Annotated in this window: 1 protein-coding gene; it reads right to left on the reverse strand. The window is 37.3% G+C overall.

The features are described from left to right. Positions 1 to 504: OmpH/Skp family outer membrane protein (locus E1176_RS00290; protein WP_155208598.1), on the reverse strand; the 504-nt coding region annotated here is incomplete at its 3' end. Positions 505 to 584 lie beyond the last annotated feature (80 nt).

Genomic DNA, 584 nt, shown 5'->3' on the forward strand with positions numbered 1-584 from the left:
TAACCCCAACTCTTCTAAAACAAAGTCTGTATAATCGTGACGTGGGTCTGTGTATATCATCACCAAATCGCCTGCTTTATCAAACATTATAGCTAAACGTTGCTCTTTGCATACACGCTCTACCGCGTCAAAAACCTTGTCTTGTACCGGCTTGACAAGCTCCTTCTTCTTAAGAAAGAATAAACCATCAAACCCAAATATTTTTTTCTGATACTCTTTTAGTTCAGTTTCTTTTTTATTTATCTGAGCCAGTCTATCTTTTTTCATTTCCGCAGTCAGTAGTACCTCTTCTGCCTGCAGCTCACTATACATAGACTCGATCTCTCTGGACATCTCCTGAAGCTCTTCTTCCCATCCTTTAGATAGTTTATCAATCTCGGCTTGAGCCTCACCGTATTCCGGCATTTTGCTTAGTACATAATCCGTATCTACATAACCAAATTTTTGCCCGTGAACATGTACAATCGAAAATAATGCCAGAAATAAGAAAACAGCTTTTTTCATATACTATACTTATTTTTTCAATGAAATCAATTGATAGTTTCTTTTCCTGGTTTTAGCCATCTACCTGATTTGCTGACCAA

Origin of the sequence: Fulvivirga aurantia (assembly GCF_009711475.1) — a bacterium.
Lineage (GTDB): Bacteria > Bacteroidota > Bacteroidia > Cytophagales > Cyclobacteriaceae > Fulvivirga > Fulvivirga aurantia.